This window comes from Alphaproteobacteria bacterium (genome assembly GCA_016699735.1).
GTDB lineage: Bacteria > Pseudomonadota > Alphaproteobacteria > Micavibrionales > Micavibrionaceae > JAGNKE01.
Genome location: CP065008.1, coordinates 170919 through 188824, shown reverse-complemented (window position 1 = coordinate 188824; position 17906 = coordinate 170919). Strand labels below are relative to the sequence as shown.

16 protein-coding genes are annotated in these 17906 nt (G+C 53.6%); 12 read left to right on the top strand and 4 right to left on the bottom strand.

The window, feature by feature from the left end; all coding sequences use genetic code 11:
• Positions 1-139: 139 nt before the first annotated feature.
• Positions 140-5023: an NAD-glutamate dehydrogenase gene (locus IPN28_00865; GenBank protein ID QQS57402.1), complete on the top strand. Its 4884-nt coding sequence runs from the start codon at positions 140-142 to the stop codon at positions 5021-5023.
• A gap of 163 nt (positions 5024-5186) precedes the next feature.
• On the opposite strand, the gene IPN28_00860 is transcribed toward IPN28_00865, so the two are convergent.
• The gene (locus IPN28_00860; GenBank protein QQS57401.1) at positions 5187-6116 is read right to left on the bottom strand and encodes a 4-hydroxybenzoate octaprenyltransferase; all 930 of its coding nucleotides are present in this window, start codon (positions 6114-6116) and stop codon (positions 5187-5189) included.
• Here IPN28_00860 and IPN28_00855 point away from each other — a divergent pair.
• The 3 genes from IPN28_00855 to ctaD all read left to right on the top strand — a co-directional run bounded on the left by IPN28_00855 (position 6115) and on the right by ctaD (position 9528).
• Entirely contained in the window at positions 6115-6837 is a 723-nt protein-coding gene (locus tag IPN28_00855) for a 16S rRNA (uracil(1498)-N(3))-methyltransferase (GenBank protein ID QQS57400.1), read from the top strand. The genes IPN28_00860 and IPN28_00855 overlap by 2 nt on opposite strands.
• Positions 6838-7057: 220 nt before the next feature.
• Positions 7058-7918: a cytochrome c oxidase subunit II gene (gene coxB / locus IPN28_00850; GenBank protein QQS57399.1), complete on the top strand. Its 861-nt coding sequence runs from the start codon at positions 7058-7060 to the stop codon at positions 7916-7918.
• Positions 7918-9528 carry a cytochrome c oxidase subunit I gene (gene ctaD, locus IPN28_00845; GenBank protein ID QQS57398.1) on the top strand — a complete coding sequence of 537 codons (1611 nt, stop codon included), beginning with the start codon at positions 7918-7920 and terminating at the stop codon, positions 9526-9528. The genes coxB and ctaD overlap by 1 nt, the downstream gene beginning before the upstream one ends.
• 10 nt (positions 9529-9538) lie before the next feature.
• Here the strand turns inward: ctaD and IPN28_00840 are convergent, their stop codons facing one another.
• Positions 9539-9862 carry a hypothetical protein gene (locus IPN28_00840; protein ID QQS57397.1) on the bottom strand — a complete coding sequence of 108 codons (324 nt, stop codon included), beginning with the start codon at positions 9860-9862 and terminating at the stop codon, positions 9539-9541.
• Positions 9863-10013: 151 nt separating this feature from the next.
• On the opposite strand from IPN28_00840, the gene IPN28_00835 reads away from it, so the two are divergent.
• From IPN28_00835 to IPN28_00810, 6 genes are all read left to right on the top strand, one after another.
• Positions 10014-10910: a protoheme IX farnesyltransferase gene (locus IPN28_00835; protein ID QQS57396.1), complete on the top strand. Its 897-nt coding sequence runs from the start codon at positions 10014-10016 to the stop codon at positions 10908-10910.
• A 105-nt stretch (positions 10911-11015) separates the two neighbouring features.
• On the top strand, positions 11016-11807 hold the full coding sequence (locus IPN28_00830; protein QQS57395.1) for an SDR family NAD(P)-dependent oxidoreductase: 792 nt from the start codon (positions 11016-11018) through the stop codon (positions 11805-11807).
• A gap of 55 nt (positions 11808-11862) precedes the next feature.
• The gene (locus IPN28_00825) at positions 11863-12471 is read left to right on the top strand and encodes a hypothetical protein (GenBank protein ID QQS57394.1); all 609 of its coding nucleotides are present in this window, start codon (positions 11863-11865) and stop codon (positions 12469-12471) included.
• An 81-nt stretch (positions 12472-12552) separates the two neighbouring features.
• A complete protein-coding gene (locus IPN28_00820; protein ID QQS57393.1) occupies positions 12553-13371 on the top strand; it encodes an RHS repeat-associated core domain-containing protein in 819 nt (272 codons plus the stop codon).
• Positions 13368-14060 (top strand): hypothetical protein, encoded by a 693-nt coding sequence (locus IPN28_00815; protein ID QQS57392.1) that lies wholly within the window; start codon positions 13368-13370, stop codon positions 14058-14060. Before IPN28_00820 ends, IPN28_00815 begins: the two co-directional genes overlap by 4 nt.
• A gap of 511 nt (positions 14061-14571) precedes the next feature.
• The gene (locus IPN28_00810) at positions 14572-15516 is read left to right on the top strand and encodes a hypothetical protein (protein QQS57391.1); all 945 of its coding nucleotides are present in this window, start codon (positions 14572-14574) and stop codon (positions 15514-15516) included.
• Positions 15517-15520: 4 nt separating this feature from the next.
• Here IPN28_00810 and IPN28_00805 read toward each other — a convergent pair whose 3' ends face one another.
• Positions 15521-16033 (bottom strand): hypothetical protein, encoded by a 513-nt coding sequence (locus tag IPN28_00805; protein ID QQS57390.1) that lies wholly within the window; start codon positions 16031-16033, stop codon positions 15521-15523.
• A gap of 237 nt (positions 16034-16270) precedes the next feature.
• Between IPN28_00805 and IPN28_00800 the strand changes: the two genes are divergently transcribed.
• The gene (locus tag IPN28_00800; protein QQS57389.1) at positions 16271-16519 is read left to right on the top strand and encodes a hypothetical protein; all 249 of its coding nucleotides are present in this window, start codon (positions 16271-16273) and stop codon (positions 16517-16519) included.
• Here IPN28_00800 and IPN28_00795 read toward each other — a convergent pair.
• Entirely contained in the window at positions 16488-17231 is a 744-nt protein-coding gene (locus IPN28_00795; GenBank protein ID QQS57388.1) for a hypothetical protein, read from the bottom strand. The genes IPN28_00800 and IPN28_00795 overlap by 32 nt on opposite strands.
• Positions 17232-17276: 45 nt before the next feature.
• On the opposite strand from IPN28_00795, the gene IPN28_00790 reads away from it, so the two are divergent.
• On the top strand, positions 17277-17894 hold the full coding sequence (locus IPN28_00790) for a cytochrome c oxidase assembly protein (protein QQS57387.1): 618 nt from the start codon (positions 17277-17279) through the stop codon (positions 17892-17894).
• Positions 17895-17906: the final 12 nt, after the last annotated feature.

Sequence of the window (17906 nt, the reverse complement as noted above, 5' to 3'; positions counted from 1 at the left end):
TATGCGGCGCACCATATAAACCTTCGGGAAGGACTCATGCTGCACCGCAGGGGAAAAACCCTTGAAAAGGGCTGGACCTTGGTGGGGGATAACACTATGATGCGGCCAGAAAAAACCTATCGGGTGCTCCGGAGTGATCATGTCCAAAAAAGCCGCCGCCAAGTCTCCTAAAGCTGAATCCAAAACCGAGTCTAAAACTGTCGGGCCGATTAAAACTCCGGCGAATTTACTCAAGGACGCTCTCGCGCTCCTGCCCGCGAATTCCCCCGAAGGCCTCAGGCAGCTGCTTGAGGTTTTATTTCATGATATCGACGCGGACGATCTGGGGTTCTTCGAGCCGCAGATTCTGGCCGAGATGGCGGAGAGCCACTGGGCGATGGCGCGGGAGCGCAAACCGGGGCAGACAAAGATCAAGGTTTACTGCCCGGAGGTGCCGGGGCTTGAGCACCGCCGCACGGTCGTGGATATCGTGTGCGACGATCTGGCGTTTCTGGTGGACTCCACGGCGGCGGAGATCAACCGCTATGACTACCTCATCAACATTCTGATTCATCCCAGCGCGGTGCCGGTGTTCGACGAAAAGAAGGGTTTTACGGGGATCAAGGAAGGCGGCAAGAAGGGCGAGGGGCGGCAATCGCACGTCCATGTGCAGATCAACAAGGTTCTCTCCAAGGCGGAATCGAAGGCGCTGGAGCAGGGGCTGCACAAGGTTCTCATTGATATTACGGCGGCGAACAAGCAGTGGCTCTCCATGCTGCAGAAAATGAAGGAGACCTCGACGGAGTTGTCGGTTTCCACCACGCCGCATTCGGCCAGCGAAATCCAGAAGTGCTGCGCGTTTCTGGATTATCTGGCGGACAATAACTTCACGTTTCTGGGCTACCGCGAATATCTGTTCGTGGATGGCAAGGACGGGGTCAAGAGCAAGACAGTCAAGGGGTCGAGCCTCGGGCTTTTGCATGACGATGTCGAGCCGGCCTATATCAGCGAGAGCGATGAGGGATTGCCGCGCAATCTGCAGGAGCTGCGGCGCAGCCTGCCGCCCGTGTCGATATCCAAGACCAACCGCGTCTCCACGGTCCACCGCCGCGTCCCGATGGATGCGATTGCGGTCAAGACCTATGACGAGAAAGGCGGGGTGAAGGGCGAACGGTTGTTTCTCGGCCTGTTTACGTCCGTGACCTATTCACGCAGCGTGCGCGATGTGCCTTACCTTCGGGATAAAGTCGAGGATGTGGTTCAGCTTTCGAAATTGATGGAGGGCAGCCATGACCGGCGCGCCCTGAGGCATATTCTTGAGAAATATCCTCGGGACGAGTTGTTCCAGATCGAGAATGACGAATTGCTGAAAATCTGCATGAACATCATCCGCCTTCAGGAACGGCAGAGGATTTCTCTGTTCCTGCGGCGCGATCCGTTCGGTCGCTATATTTCCTGTCTTGTCTATGTGCCGCGGGACCGTTTCGGCACCAAGCTGCGTCTGGATATGGAGAAAATCCTCGAAGAGCAGATGAACGGGACGTGCGCGAATTTCTATACGACTCTCGACGATTCTGTCTTTGCGCGGGTGATGTATGTGATTAACGTCAGCCAGAAAAGCCCGCCGAAATTCAACGCCAAGCAGCTTGAGAAGATGCTGCGCGAGTGCGGGGAGACGTGGCAGGAAAAGCTGGCTTTTGCTGTTGCCGAGGAGTATCAGGACGATACCAAGGTTACGGATCTGACCATCAAGTACCGCGAGGCTTTTCCGGTCGCCTATACCGAAAACCACCGGGCGCGGCAGGCGGTGTTCGATATCGAGAAGATCGAGCAGGCGCTGGCGCAGGGGCGGATTGTGCTTGATCTTTACCGCCCGAACGAGACGGAGCAGGACAAGCTGCGGCTTAAGGTCTATCACCCCGGTTCACCGATCACGCTTTCCGATGTGCTGCCAATCCTTGAGAATATGGGATTGCGGGTGATTGCCGAACTGCCGTTCGAGATTACGCCTGCGGGCAGCGCGCAATCGCTCTGGATTCACGATTTCCTTCTGGAGACGCCGGAATTCAAGGACAAGATCGCGGTCAAGGATGTCAAGGAGCAGTTCGAAAAGGCCTTTACCAAAATCTGGTACAACGAGATGGAGAGCGACGGTCTGAACCGTCTTGTCCTGCGCGTGGGGGCGAACTGGCGGGAGATTACGATCCTGCGGTCCTATGTTCATTATATGCAGCAGGTGCGCTCGCCCTTCAGCCGCACCTATATCCAGAAGGCCTTGACGGACAATGCGTCGATCAGCCGTCTGTTGATTGATCTTTTCAAGGCTTATCATGATCCGGCCAACGGCTCGAAATCGAAAACTCTGGCTGAGGCGTGTTCTGCGAAGATCGAGGCGGAGCTTGAAAAGGTCACATCCAGCGATCAGGACCGGATTCTGCGGCAGGTTTCGGCATTGGTCGAGGCGACCATGCGGACGAATTATTACCAGCGCGGGACGGAAGAGGGGCGCAAACCTTATCTCTCCCTTAAACTCAAGAGCGCGTTGGTTCCCGATCTGCCTGATCCCAAGCCGTTCATGGAGATATTCGTTTATTCACCGCGTGTGGAAGCCATTCACCTGCGCGGGGACAAGATCGCGCGCGGAGGCTTACGCTGGTCCGACCGGCATGAGGATTTCCGCACCGAGGTTCTGGGTCTCATGAAGGCGCAGATGGTCAAGAACGCGGTCATCGTGCCGATGGGCGCGAAGGGCGGTTTCGTCGTCAAGACTCCGACCAAGAGCCGCGAAGAATATATCAAGGAAGGGGTGGAGTGTTACAAGACCTTCATCCGCGGTTTGCTTGATATTACAGATAATCTCTCCGGCGCGGCGATTATTCCGCCCAAGGATGTGGTGAGGCGGGACGGGGATGACCCGTATCTCGTAGTTGCGGCCGACAAGGGAACGGCGACCTTCTCCGATACCGCCAACGGGATTTCGCAGGAATACGGATTCTGGATGGGCGATGCGTTCGCGTCCGGCGGTTCTGCGGGATACGACCACAAGAAAATGGCGATCACGGCCCGCGGGGGTTGGGAATCCGTCAAGGCGCATTTCCGCCTGTTCAACCATGATATCCAGAAAAAGGCGTTCGATGCGACGGGCATCGGGGATATGGCGGGGGATGTGTTCGGGAACGGGATGCTTCTGTCCGAACAGATGCGGCTTGTGGCGGCGTTTAACCATGTCCATATCTTCTGCGATCCCGATCCCGATCCGGTTTCCAGCTTCAAGGAGCGCAAAAGGCTGTTCGATGAGGTGAAGGGCTGGGATCACTACAACACGAAGCTGTTGTCCAAAGGCGGGCGGATTTTCAACCGCAGCGAGAAGGTTTTGAGCCTGACGCCGGAAATTCAGAAGCGCTTTGATCTTCCTAAGGATAAGGCGACGCCTGCGGAACTGATCCGGGCGATCCTGAAGGCGCGGACGGATCTGATCTGGTTCGGCGGGATTGGCACGTATGTCAAGGCGACCAAGGAAACGCATATTGATGTCGGCGACAAGGCCAATGACGCGCTGCGTGTGAATGCCTCGGAAATACGGGCGCGGGTGATCGGTGAGGGCGCGAATCTTGCGCTGACGCAACTCGGGCGGATCGAGCTTTCCGAGAAGGGTGTGCGCCTGAATACCGACTTCGTCGATAATTCCGGCGGCGTCGACTCCTCTGACCACGAGGTGAATATCAAGATTTTGCTGACCGATGTGATGGGCAGCAAGAAGCACAATATGGATATCAAGGCCCGTAACGTCCTGCTCAAGAAGATGACGGAGGAAGTGGCCTCTCACGTCCTGCGGCATAATTACCAGCAGGCGCAGGCGGTGAGTCTTGCCGAATTGCAGGCGCGGGAGAACCTCCAGCTACATGAGGATTTTATCGAGGATCTGGAGCGTGAGCGCGGTTTGAACCGCAAGAACGAAGGGTTGCCGGACAAGGAAACCATCGAAGCCCGTCTGCGGGCCGGCAAGGGGCTGACACGGCCGGAGCTGTGTATCCTGATTTCTTATTCCAAGATCGCTCTGACCAGCGAGTTGCTGGCTTCGAACATTCCGGACAATTCCAAGATGGAAAACTGGCTGGTCGAGTATTTCCCGGACGTTCTGGGTGAGAAGTTTCGCCCCGAGATCAAGCGGCATCTCTTGAAGCGGGAGATTATCGGTATGACGATCGCCAATTCGCTCGTCAACCGGATGGGGCCGACCTTCACCAAGTCCCGGATGAACAAGACCGGGGCGCGGGTGGATCAGGTCGTCGAGGCGTATATCGTGACGCGCGATGCGTTCAAGCTGCGTCCTTTGTGGGATGATATCGAGTCGCTCGACGGGAAGGTTCCGGCGGAAGTCCAACTCAAGGCCATGCGCGATATCGCGCAGATGGCCGAGCATACGATCACCTGGTTTCTAACCCGGCTCGGGCGCGACCTGCATCTGGAGAAGGATACCCAGATTTTCGGTGAGAGCATCGAAAGTCTGCGTAAGAATATCGATGGGCTTTTGACCGACGATCTCAAAAACTCGATTCAGGCTCGAATCGATATCGGTGTGCGGGACGGATTGCCGCAGAGTCTGGCGCGGCAGATCGCCCTGATGCCCGTTTTGTCCTCGGCGTGCGATATCATCCGTATCAGTCTGGAGCAGAACACGAACATGATGAACACGACCCGGACCTATTTCGAGGTCGGAGAAGCGTTCCATCTCGACTGGCTGCGGCAGCAGGCGCGCTTTTTACCCCACGACAACCACTGGCAGAGCGAGGCTTCGGCCGGGTTACTAGAAAGCCTCTATAGCTGTCAGGCCGGGTTAACTGTGCGTGTGTTGCGTGACCTCAACGGCAAGGCCGGGAAAAGCCCACGCAAGGACAGTATGCTGGAGGTATGGCTCAAGGATCACGGGCATCTGCTCAAGCAGTTCGAGCCGTTGTTCGCTGAATTGCGGCGGGCGGGAACGGTCGATCTGACCATGCTGGCGGTTGCGGAGCAGCGGCTGCGGCAGCTTTTCGGGGGGTAGGGTCAAAACCCACAGCTTTTCTAAAGACCTGCAAACACGGTCTTTCTTCGCTTCCGCTTCTCAAATACGTCGATGTATTCTGCGATGCGGTTCTCGAAAGCCCGTGTTTTCGCAGACTTTATAAAAGCTGTGAGTCTCTACCCTAAGGGTTTTCGGCGTTTTGTTAAGCGCCAAAAAGCAGAGCCAGAAGGATCAGCAGCCCGAAATCCCTGTTCGAGCGGAAGATGTGCAGGCTGGAGGCCGGTTCTTCGGATTTCCATTCCGTGATTTGCCAGAGCAGATGCGAGCAGGCGGCGAGAATCAACAGGCTGGTCCAGAGACTGCCGCTGCTGATCAAGACGGCCAGCACCAGAAACAGGGCGGTCAGTTCATAGAATCTTTTTACCCATTTGGGGCTGTTCTCGCCAAACAGCAAGGCCGTGGATTTCATTCCGGCCAGCGCGTCGTCCTCCTTGTCCTGATGGGCGTAAATCGTGTCGTAACCCAGCGTCCAGCATATTCCTGCTAAATAGAGGAAAACGCAGGAAAAGCTCAAGGTGCCTGTGATGGCTGTATATCCCATCAGAGCCCCGAAGTTGAAGGTTATTCCCAGAAAGGCCTGAGGCCACCACGTTACCCGTTTCATGAGTGGATAAGACACGATCAGGGGGATTGTCAGGACACCAAGGACGATGGTCAGGCGATTCATGGTCAAAAGAATCCCCAAACTTAGGGTTAATAGTCCGGCCAGTAAGACCAGAGCCTGCGACCTGCTGACCGTTCCCGCAGCGAGGGGGCGGTTTTTGGTGCGCTCGACCTGCTTGTCCAGATCGCGGTCCCAGAGGTCGTTGATGATACAGCCGGCGGCACGCATCAGGATGGCGCCGATTCCGAACAGTCCCATCAAAAGCCATGAATAAAGGCTCATACCGAAGAGTCCGCCCGACCCCAGAACGATTCCCCACCAGCCGGGGAGCAGGAGGAGCCAGATGCCGATGGGGCGGTCCAGTCTTGCGAGATAGGCGAAGGGGCGCAGTTTTTCGGGAAGGCGCTCCTCAATCCATGGAAGCCTCTTGATATCGGTGTGGGTGTTGGTGTTGAGTGTATCGGTCATGACCCAACCTTTATACAAGCTTGTGCGGCTTTATCTCAACGAAGAGTTTTCAGCGGGCCGTGAGATCGCGCTGTCCGACGATCATGTGCATTACCTTCGCAATGTGCTGCGGCTAGAGGCGGGGCAGGGTTTGCGCGTGTTCAACGGGCGCGATGGAGAATGGCGGGCTGACCTCAAAAGTCTGGATAAAAAGCGAGGGATTATCACTTTGCAGGAAATCCTCAAGCCGCAAACTCAAGATGGAGCGCGGATTCGGCTTTTGTTTGCGCCGATCAAGAAGCAGCGGATGGATTTTCTGATCGAGAAGGCGGTTGAGCTAGGGGCAACGGATTTTTATCCGATTCTTACGGGGCGGACAGAGAACAGGCATTTAAAGGCCGAGCGAGTGACTGCCCAGATGATCGAGGCAGCGGAACAGTGCGAACGGCTTGATCTTCCGGTCCTGCATCCCATGGACAATTTGCAAAATATGCTGAAAGCATGGGACGGACCGAAAATTCTGGCGTGCGTGGAGCGTATGGAGGCTCCGGTTCTTTCTTCCGCTCCTGTATCAAAGGACTGTGCTTTTCTGATCGGGCCGGAGGGCGGGTTCGATTCCGAAGAGGGCGAGTTTTTGAAGAATTCTGCCAAGGTTCAGGCTGTCGGCCTTGGAGACACGATCCTGCGGGCGGAGACGGCGGCGCTGCTTTGCCTGTCCTATGCGCGTATGCAGCTTTTATAGAAACTCCTGAAAAACATTTTTTTACAATGCTTAGGGTCTTGAAATTCAAACGATATGGACGTATTTGTTTGTTACTTGCCCCCCGCGTAGAAACCGGAAAGGTCCGTTTAGGGATATGGTCCTCTTAAGACATTCAGTTATTCGCAGATTATTTACGGCGTTTGCCATTTTTTGCCTTGTGTTCGCGCTCGGCGGTGCGGGCGTTTCGTGGGCTCAGGGGATGGCGATTGATCTGCAGCCTGCGGCCACTGACTCGGCTCAGCGGATCCATGATTTTCATAATTTGCTGCTTTATATCATCACCGGCATCGTGGTTTTTGTTCTGATGTTGCTTGTGGTTGTCATTTTTCGCTTTAATTCCAAGGCTAATCCGGTTCCGTCCAAGACGACGCACAATGTTATGCTGGAGATCGTCTGGACGATCATTCCGGTGGTGATCCTGATTATCATCGCCGTTCCCTCCTTCCAGTTGTTATACAAGAATGAGCGGATCGAAAATCCCGAGATGACCCTGAAAGTCACCGGGTTCCAGTGGTACTGGGGGTATGAGTATCCCGATCAGGGCGATATCGCCTTTACCTCCTACATGATCCCCTCCGACAAGGTGGATGCCGCGAAGGGGCAGAAGCGCCTGTTGTCTACGGATAACAAAGTCGTTCTGCCTGTCGGTGTCACGATTCAGGTTCTGGTGACTGCGGCGGTCAATGACGTTATCCACGCGTGGGCCATGCCGGCGTTCGGGATCAAGACCGATGCCGTTCCGGGTCGTTTGAACCACACGTGGTTTAGGATCAACAAGCCTGGTGTTTATTATGGACAGTGTTCGGAGCTTTGCGGCAAGGATCATTCCTATATGCCGATTGAGGTCTGGGCAGTTGAAAAACCCGTGTTCGAGGAATGGGCCGCACTGGCCAAGGTGGATGCCGACAAGGCGCAGGAGTGGATTCAGGCCAATCATAATCCTGCCCATAAAGGCGTTGTTTCGGAGCCGATTATGTCTTCTCCTGTTCCTGAACAGCCCGTATCCGATCAACCCGCCGAACAACCGACTCTCGAACAACCTGATGGGAGCAGCGAATAATGGCTGACCACGACCACGATCATAAGCCCGGTTTTTTCGTCCGCTGGTTTTGTTCAACGAACCACAAGGATATCGGGACGCTTTATATTATTTTCTCGATTCTGGCCGGACTGATTGGTGGCCTGTTCTCCATGGTTATGCGCCTAGAGCTGCAGGAGCCGGGGGTCCAGTTTTTGGTCGATGCAGCGGGCAATCCCGACGGGCATATGTGGAACGTCATTATCACCGCGCACGGTCTGATCATGGTGTTTTTCGTTGTTATGCCGGGGCTGATCGGCGGGTTCGGCAACTGGTTTGTGCCGCTGATGATCGGGGCGCCGGACATGGCGTTTCCAAGGCTTAATAATATCTCTTTCTGGCTTCTTGTGCCTTCGCTGATCCTTCTGGTCGGGTCGGCTGTGGTCGGCGGCGGGGCGGGGACGGGCTGGACCGTTTATCCGCCGCTTAGCTCCAGCGGCCATCAGAATATGGCGGTCGATATGGCGATCTTTTCTCTACACCTTGCCGGTGCCAGTTCTATTCTGGGTGCGGCGAATTTCATTACAACGATCTTCAATATGCGCGCGCCGGGCATGACGCTGCACAAGATGCCGTTGTTTGTCTGGGGTATGCTGGTCACGTCCTTTCTGCTGGTTCTGGCGGTTCCCGTCCTCGGCGGTGCCATTACCATGCTGCTCACCGACCGGAATTTCGGCACGAAGTTTTTCGTTCCCGATGGCGGCGGCGATCCGATTCTTTACCAGCATCTGTTCTGGTTCTTCGGGCATCCCGAAGTCTATATCATGATCCTGCCCGCGTTCGGGATCGTCAGCCATATCGTGTCCACCTTCTCCAAAAAGCCAATCTTCGGATATCTGGGGATGGCGTATGCGATGGTCTCCATCGGGTTTGTCGGGTTTATCGTGTGGGCTCACCATATGTATACGGCGGGCATGAGCGTGGATACCGAGGCTTACTTTACCGCCGCGACTCTGATTATCGCCGTGCCGACGGGGATCAAGATTTTCTCGTGGATCGCTACGATGTGGGGCGGATCGATCGAGTTCAAGACGCCGATGCTGTGGGCCATCGGGTTTATCTTCCTGTTCACGGTCGGGGGTGTGACGGGCGTGGTTCTGGCCAATTCCGGCATGGATACAGCCTTACACGATACCTATTATGTCGTCGCCCATTTCCACTACGTTCTGTCACTGGGCGCGGTGTTTGCGCTTTTTGCCGGGTTTTATTACTGGATCGGAAAGATTTCCGGGCGGCAGTACCCCGAATGGATGGGGCAGATTCATTTCTGGACGACGTTTATTGGCGTCAATGTAACCTTTTTCCCGCAGCATTTCCTCGGGCTGAACGGTATGCCGCGCCGGATCATCGATTATTCCGCCGATGCCGAATATGCGGTGTGGGCGGACTGGAACGCGATTTCCTCTTACGGCGCCTATATGTCCGGGGCTTCCACGCTGTGGTTTATCCTTGTCGTGGTGTACACGTTGACGGCGGGAAAGAAAGCCAGCGCGAATTACTGGAACGTCCAGCCGCAGTGCTTTACGCTGGAGTGGTCGGTGTCTTCACCGCCGCCTTTCCACCAGTTCGATATCCAGCCGAGCGTGAAATAATTCCGATTTTTTAAGCGAGGTTTTGTTCCGGGCCTTCGGTTTCCTCGATCAGTTTTTCCAGCTTGTCTTGGTGCGGCCTGACGGCTTTCTCAACAGCTTCCCAGCCGCGGTAATTCTCAAACAGATCTTTGGCGCGTTCACCGATCAGTCGAATGCCTTCGACAGGCGTCACATTGCCCAGTTCCGCCGCCCGTACCTGAAGTTCGGCAAACGCTTCGTAGACCTGATCAATAACCTCGTCAGGTGTATCGACAACGTGCTGGGCCAGTAGTTCGCTGTTGGCTTCTTCGAGTTGAACGCTGGCCGACTCATAGGAAATTTCCTCGTTTCCCATCTCTTCTATGATTTGTTGGGTTCTCGCTTTATGTTGCGTGATGTTGCTCATTTCATTATCCTCGTTTTTTCGCGCTCGTATTATAGTCATTTCAGAACGGAAAGCAGAGAAAAATTCGTGACCTTTTGTTTTTCCGTGGTAAATAAGGGGCATGAGCAATGTCCTTTCCAGCCCCTTTCCGGTTGTTGACGAATCCCGCGTCGGGGATTTCATCGCGTTGCTTAAGCCGCGGGTCATGAGCCTTGTGGTTTTTACCGGGTTCGGGGGGCTGTGGCTGGCACCGGGACTTGAAAGCATGAACCCCATTCTGGCGTTAATCGCCATGCTCTGTCTGGCTATTAATGCCGGGGCGGCAGGGGCGATCAATATGTGGTTCGACCGCGATATCGACGCGGTCATGAACCGCACCCGCGGACGCCCGATTCCGATGGGACGGGTGGATGAGGCAGAGGCGCTGGCCTTCGGCATCACGCTCAGTCTTTTCTCCGTGATGCTGATGGGGCTGGCGCTGAACTGGGTGGCTGCGGGGCTGCTGGCGTTTGCCAATCTCTTTTATGTTTTCGTTTATACGATGTGGCTGAAGCGCCGGACGCCGCAGAATATCGTCATCGGCGGCGCGGCGGGCGCGTTTCCGCCGATCATTGGCTGGGCGGCTGTGACCGGGGATATCACTCTTGAGCCGATCATCTTGTTCCTGATTATCTTTTTCTGGACGCCGCCGCATTTCTGGGCGCTTTCGCTTTATGCCAACGAGGATTACAAGCGGGCCAAAATCCCGATGATGGCCGCCGTTCATGGGCTTAAGGCTACAAAAATCCAGATGGTTCTTTATACGCTGGTTCTCTTTCCTTTAACCCTGCTTCCCTATTTTCTGGGCATGGAGGGGCCGATCTATCTGGCTTTGGCCGTGCTTCTCAGCGGATTTTTTGTCGTGACGGCGGTGAGCGTTTTTCGTTCTGACGATCTCAAGAAAGCGCGGCTGATGTTCGGGTATTCCGTCTTTTATCTATTTGCCCTTTTTCTGGCGTTGGTGATTCATGCCACATAGCGATCTGCATAAGAAAAAGTTCAAAAAGAATCTCGCTGTGTTCGGGGCCATTCTGTCGCTTTGCGCCTTGATTCTCATTGTCACGATCATCAAGTTACAGGGATCATGAGTTACGAGCAGCGCCACAGTTATCTCCCTTCCACTGTTCTGATTACCGGAGCAACCGGCGATTTCGGGCGGGCCTTTGTCGAAAGGTTTGCGGCGCTTGGCTGCAGACTCGTTCTGGTCGGGCGGGATATCCAGAAGCTTGAATCCCTGAAAGAGGCGGTTCTTGGCCAGCATAAGATTGCGGTTCATCTCTGCGCCTTCGACATGACCGATAAAAAGGGTATGGAGGCGGCTATTAACACTCTGCCTGAGGGTTTCAGAGGTATCGACCTTCTGATCAACAATGCCGGGCTGGCTTTGGGCCTCGATCCGGCGCCGACCTGCGATCTTTCCGACTGGGAGACCATGATTGCCGTCAACAACACGGCCCTCGTGCAGATGACGCGCCTGATCCTTCCCGGCATGGCGGCACGGAAGAGGGGGCATATCATCAATATCGGCTCGACGGCGGGCACCTACCCCTATCCGGGGGGGAATGTCTATTGCGCGACGAAAGCGTTCGTGAAGCAGTTTTCGCTGTCCTTGCGGGCGGACCTGAAGGGAACGAATATCCGGGTCACCAATATCGAGCCGGGGATGATCGAGACGCAATTTTCAGTTGTCCGCTTTAAGGGTGATGCCGAAAAAGCCCGGAAAGTCTACGATAATACGGAAAATCTTCATGCGGAGGATGTGGCGGAAGCCGTGGTCTGGAGCGCGACTTTGCCCCCGAAATTCAATGTTAACCGGATCGAATTGATGCCTACGACGCAAACTTTTGGGCCTTTGGTTGTGGAACGCTTTGATTAAATTGGGGAAATGGTGTAGTATGGTTCGTCTTTTTGGTTTATTTGGAGTTGTTTTTATGCCCCGGCCCCTTTTCATCCGCCTTTGTTTTATCTTCTCTTTTGTGCTTTTGTCTCCTGTTCCGGCTTATGCTGAGGAGGGGCAAACGGAGGAGGCTGCTGCCCCGGCTTCCTGCCCCACCTGCACCAAGTGCGGCGATGCAGAGCAGGGCTCGGTGGAAACAACTGAAGGCGGTTATTGCGATATTTATTCAAGACAGCTTGATTACCGCAAGCACTCTAAAGCGTACAGAGAGACTATCGAGAAGCGCCGCGTGGCTTTTGAAGCTCCCCGTATAGAGGCTCTTGAAGCTTTCCGCAGAAACCGTGAGGAGTTGTATAAACAGGAGTCCAAGGAATATCAGCTCGAGTTGGCGCGTGAAGCCGAGGAAGCTGAAAAGGCTCTGGCCGCCAAGAATGGCGCTGAAGATACTGACGGCGCGGAAGTTATGGGAGACAAAGCAGAGACGATGGAAACCGCTTCTGTCTCTGAAGAGGGGGCACCCGCCGAGGAGACCGATGATGCCGCTCCTGCCGAGGGTGTGAAGGAAAAAGTCGTCGAGGAGTCGGACAGCGAAGCCAAGCCGCGCAAGAAGATCATCATGCCCGAGGATGCGCCCGACTTTTAGGGTCGGTCCGCTGTGATTTTTTGGATGCTTGTTCTTTACGCCCCTTTCCGAGGGGCGTAATGTTTTGAGGCAGGAGGGCTCATGTTCACTGGGCTACAGCACTGTTCGGAGCTGCATGAAGGGCCGCTGGCGCAAATCACAAAATCCGGCGGAACGGAGACAGTCATCTATGTGCACGCGGATCATTTGATGACGCCGCGCTATGGCACGAACGCGGCGGGCAGCACAGTGTGGACCTGGGATTCAGGAGCGTTCGGGAAGGAAGCGGCGACAGGAACGGCGACCGTCAACCTGCGCTTCCCCGGCCAGTATTACGACTCCGAAACCACGCTCTTCTACAACTGGAACCGATACTACAACCCCGCCACCGGGCGCTATATCTCCAGAGATCCTAAGTTTTTTATTCGTCAGGTTAGCCCCTATTTATACTCAGAAGCTAATCCATTGCTATTAACAGACCCTAGGGGATTAGAGGCTGTTGGATGGAGCGGTTACAAGTTTATCTCTCAACGTAGTGCTGCGGTTCATGCAATAAAGCTTGCTTGGACAGACGGTAGAGTAAGCCTCCATGAGTTGGCAGGTATAATATATTTCAAGAGCGGTTGCTTTGGGTACGACTATAAATTTTTGAAAACAGGATGGATTTCAAACATACACAGCCTAGAACCTAATTTAAATGCTTCTTACGTCGATGGGGGATCGTTCTCAGCTGGTTGGCATACCCATCCAAATAATGTCTTCAGTGACGATGGTGAGGGTTATTCTTGGGAAGACTGGGAATGGGTAGATGGTTTTAAAAAGCCTCTATATTTAGGTACTCCAACTGGATACATTAAAATTTTAAAGCCTGGGCAAGACACCTCAGATGCGACCCAGGTGCATCCCGAGATTAAGCCATGAGCAAAGTTTCATTAACTATTGCCCTCTTGTTCTTGATGCTTTTTTATGCGTTTCGACAAGAAAGTTTCGCAGCATTTTTTCTTTCTCGGTATATATCTTCTCTTGAACAAAAGTTGGACGAACAACAAAAACGGTCGCTTCTAGTATTACCATTAGAAGGATTATCTGGCTTGCATCTCTCCTATGGCCTTCAAATCAGAAATAATTACATCTACAATAGTCACGACTATTTTCTTTTTATTTATATGTACGCTAATGGTATATTTGAACCAGATGGAATGAGTAGTAAAATATTGTATATATTTTGGGAGAGTTTGTATAATCGTCTCCCTGAAGATCAAAAATCGAAAATCAATGAATTACGTTTAAAGAGGATCCAAAAAAACAATGAAATGATAAAAATAATGGACTCCTGTACTAGCTTATTTTCGTCTTCCAAGAAAATGTTAAACGAATGTTTTAATGAAAATACTCATTTTGAAGATTTTCCATACTATTTTGAAGAAATAAGCATTAGCAAAAAAGGAAATGTCGGAAATGTGATTCTATATGGTCAAATAAACAATTCTGAGAAAATATGTGTTGCAAATATTATTAGCAACCTAAAATTTCCAAATCTAATATTTATGGAGCAGGTTACTATATCCGCCGATTGCGTTCCAAATGGAACTGGGTTTTTTGAAGAATAGGATATAGGGCTATATACCAATCCGCCACAGTCTGTTGAGTGCTTCTTTCTTGCGCTGTCCTTGCGGAGTCGTTCGTCTATAGTCTTTTTGATCCACACGAGCGGGCACAACTCTCGTTCGTGCTCCTTCTGCAATTCGGCGCGGTAGGTGTCGAAGAGGGTGCGGAGCTGTGCGCCTGCACGACCCCCATGTTGGAGCTAAACCGGGAGTGAACAGGTTTTCAGGCTCTCTCAATTCTGGACCTGCCTGTCCATCCTCGTTCGGCTGTCCAGTGCGCACCACGCCTCATGAAGCCGATATTCATGCAGTTCGAGGAAGACTTCGCGCAACCGTTCGAGCGCATCGCCAAGCTTGCCCCTACGCTTGGTTTCCAGCGCCTTGCGGAACTTGCCGAATGACCGCTTGGTCTTGAGCGGTTCTTTCTTGCGTTCCGGCTCCCGAATCTGCCAATGTTATTCCAAGGTTCTTGGATATCGTTCATCTCTTTTTCTGATTCCCCCGCACCAAGAAAGTGGCCGGGGGCACGACCACCCATTACGTGTATGGTCTGGGCGGGTTGCTGTATGGAGAGTATGACAATTCCGGCGTCCTGATCCGAGAATACATCTGGCTGAACGGCGAACCGTTGGCGCAGGTGACGAAATCGGGCGGGACGGAAACCGTTACTTATCTGCACACGGATCATTTGGCCACGCCGCGCTATGGCACCAATGCGGCAGGATCAACGGTCTGGATATGGGATTCTGGCGCGTTCGGCAAGGAGGCACCAACGGGCAGCGTCAGCGTCAACCTGCGCTTCCCCGGCCAATACTTCGATGCTGAAAGCGCGCTGCTTTACAACTGGAATCGCTACTACAACCCCGCCACGGGGCGCTATATTTCTGGTGATCCCTTGGGAATTAGTGTTGATCTTAATGTCTTCGCCTACGCCTCTCTCAATCCGCTCACTTATGTTGATCCGAGAGGATTGCGCAAATGGACTGGTCGGGGGATCGCGCCAGGAGACATTTCTTCGTTGCCCTCATTGGGCACCCAACCATTTAACTGGTTTTTCAAAACAACCAGGTATTTCTTTATTGCCTTTTATCTCACATCCGAATGTATTGACGGAAAAAGGGACCATACGGCTGTCCTAGCTGAGGGGTTCGCAACTACGACGAACATATCTAAGCCATTTATGAGCCGAACGTTTACAAAAGTAGAGTTTGAAGACGGTATGCCTTCGAATGCCGAACCAGATGACAGTGTGTTCAACGGCGGCTTCGAAATGGTGGCGAACCGATATCAAGGCTGCCAGATTACGCTCGGGAATGCGAAGTCGACGACGGTGGTTTTCACTGGAGGGCCTCTTGTCATGCAGATGGCAGAACCTGGAACGTCGCGCGTAAATCGCCAAATTATGCCGTTGTCTGAGGAGGGACAGTGGAACAGTGATGTCAAGGAATGCAGGAAATAGAATGTCAATCTTGATTCTGCAAAGTGCAGATTTGTTCGACTTCCGAAGGAAAGTCAGCTGAGAAGCTGTAGTACCAAGCAATTGTCCTGCTGCTATTGATAACAAGGTAGTGTTTGTGGTCGGATGTGTGCGCTTCTTTGAGTAGTACATAAGCGCTGGAGTTGTCTTCCAGACGGTAACGCCAAGGGCAGCGAGCCATGTCTATCGAGATCTGCTGTATCAGAGCGGAGTCCGTGATCGGTGCGAGCCCGCCCAGGACGGCATTCCATGTTTCATCCTCGTCGATTCGGAAGTCTGCAATGCCAGCCATACCGTAAAAGCTAAATACTATTTGAATATCCTTTGCAGAATCCGGGATGAACCAGAATGCGTCATTCTCAGGAACTGGCCTTTCCCCCATATGTGTGACCGACTCGAATTCGTACTTGCTAGGTTGTCCATACTCAAAGCCGTGAAAGTAGAGATATCTACTCGGCATGAAGCGCATGGCGGCATAGTTGACCTGATCGAGGGCCATAGCAGGTAGAACTAGGCCAAATACATATAAGAAAATGAACATGTTCTTCCCATTCCTGCCTCGATTGAATGGTTTAGATGCTGCAAACTTCTATCGAGGGCTATTCCCATATCTTTGAAGTCACACCAACTCATAGCTGAAAGCAAGAGGCACTGTAAACTGAAAATCTGCTGAAATTTGTCCTTAACTATGTTAGTTCAGCGTTCGATTCTTCCGATCTTCCAGACGAAACGGATTGTGGAGCGCGCCCCAGGCGGCGAACAGTTGATTTTCGGGCATCGCTGCGAATCGCTCTTTGAGCGCGATGATCCTCGGGCCGAGCCCATAGGTTATCATTTCACGCAGATTGTGCCGGAGTATCACGAAGTGCTGGCGCCTGAAATTCTGATGCAGGGCCAGCTCCAGCAGCAACGTTTCGAGATCGTCGATGATCTTCTCGGCGTTCCAGTCACTGCTACGCATCGGGTTCATGCCCTGCATCTTTGACCCGTCCGGGTTTCCGAAGTGGCGCTGAGCGCGGTGGCCGTACCTCTATCCCCAGATCGGCTTCTTTGACCTTGCCGCGAAATGCCTCCGGCTTCGCATCGCGTTCTGGTGCAGCCATTTTCGCCATGCTGCCCATAAGCTTCTGCATTTCCTGTTCGTGCCGCTGACGCATTTCGGCAAACTTCACTTGCAGATTCTGGCGCTGATCAAGTTGCACTTCGATCAAGTCCTGGCGCTCTTCGCGGTCGCGGACATGGCACGTCCAGGCATCCTTCTCATTCTCCTTTCGGAGCTTCCAGTATTTGAAGGTGAGCTTGTCCCAGAGACCCTTGAAGCCCTTGCGGATACGTGAGGCCCGGACGTTCTGCTCTTCGTTCCAGCGTTTCTCCTGATACGCCTTCTGCGCCGCCCGGTCCTTGCGGTGCTGCTCGGTCATCGCCTTCCTGATCCGCAGGAGCGGTCGCAGCTCCTGCTCGTGGGTTTTCTGCAATTCGGCGCGGTACTTCTCGAACAGGCCGCGCACGGCCGCGCCGATCTTCTCCTTCGTTTCCTCGACGGTCGGTAGCGCCGTGTGCTTGCCGAGGCGCTTCTCCAACGCGTTGGCCTTGATCCCGAGTTGCTTGCTCAGGGAAAAGACTTCGCCGGTGATATCGACGGCGACGAACCCCCGCCGGTCGCCCTGCGCGAGGAAGAATCCGCGCTCAATTCTCACAACTCCCTCTTTACGCCTCTTGCTGCGGGGCGTAATGTTCTCCTTATGTCCGTTGACCCACAAAAAACGCTGAAGGACAAAAACCGTAAAGTCGGGTTGGCGGTTCTGGGCGTTGTGTGTCTTATGGGCGGGCTCGCCTATGCCTCGGTGCCGCTTTATGCGCTGTTCTGCCGGGTGACGGGGTATGGGGGGACGCCGCAGGTGGCACAAGCCCTGCCGGACCGGATTCTTGACCGCGCCGTGACCGTGCGGTTCGATTCCAATGTTTCCGATACGCTGGACTGGGATTTCAAGCCCGAGCTCAAGACTGTGAAGGTCCGGCTGGGGGAGCGGGGGGTCATTGCCTATCTGGCGCGGAATAACTCGGGGGCTGCCGAGACAGGGACGGCGGTTTATAATGTCAGCCCGCCCAAGGCCGGACCCTATTTCAACAAAATCCAGTGTTTCTGCTTCGGGGAGCAGGTTTTGCAGGCCGGGGAGGAGGCGCATATGCCTGTGCTGTTTTATATCGATCCGGCGATGGACGACGATCCGAACCTGAAGGACGTTACGGAGATCACACTCTCGTATACATTTTTCAAAACTGAGTCCTCCGCCCTTGAAGAAGCGATGGAAGCCTTTTACAATTCGGATAGCGGTGCTATAAGCACCACGGATTTCTGACGGATTTCCCTT